This is a genomic window from Neisseria sp. P0022.S010 (assembly GCF_051956635.1).
Genome location: NZ_JBQCXF010000862.1, coordinates 1 through 478, shown reverse-complemented (window position 1 = coordinate 478; position 478 = coordinate 1). Strand labels below are relative to the sequence as shown.

1 protein-coding gene is annotated in these 478 nt (G+C 51.9%); it reads right to left on the bottom strand.

Annotation, left to right across the window (positions count from 1 at the left end; genetic code table 11):
- Window positions 1-478, bottom strand: a 478-nt coding sequence (locus ACTHUT_RS21815; protein ID WP_440419907.1) for a penicillin-binding transpeptidase domain-containing protein, incomplete at both ends; no start/stop codon positions are given.

The following is a 478-nucleotide window of genomic DNA, read 5'->3' as shown; positions in this document are numbered from 1 at the left end:
ATCGATACCCATTTCGTAACCCAAACGGTAGAAGAAGGTATCTGAGGATACTTGAATGGCTTTGCTCAAGTTGGCCGAGCCGTGACCGCTGCGGACGGAGTCGCGGAAGATATGGCGGCTGCCGGGTATGCTCCATGCGCCGGGTGCAGGGACGATAGTGTTTTGAGTAATTTTGCCGCTTTCCAACAAAGCCATGCCCATAAAGGGTTTGAATGTAGAACCCGGCGGATAAAGGCCTTGGGTAACGCGGTTGATCAAAGGCTTTTTCCAATCGTCATTCAGCATTTTCCAAGTGTCGCTGTCGATGCCGTCAATAAAGAGGTTGGGATCAAAGGAAGGTTTGGAAACAAAAGCCAAAACAGTACCGTCTTGCGGATTGATGGCCACCAATGCGCCACGGCGGTCGCCCAAGATGCGGTCGGCTTCCTGTTGCATACGGATATCCATACCTAGGCGCAAGGTTTGCCCCATTTTGGAC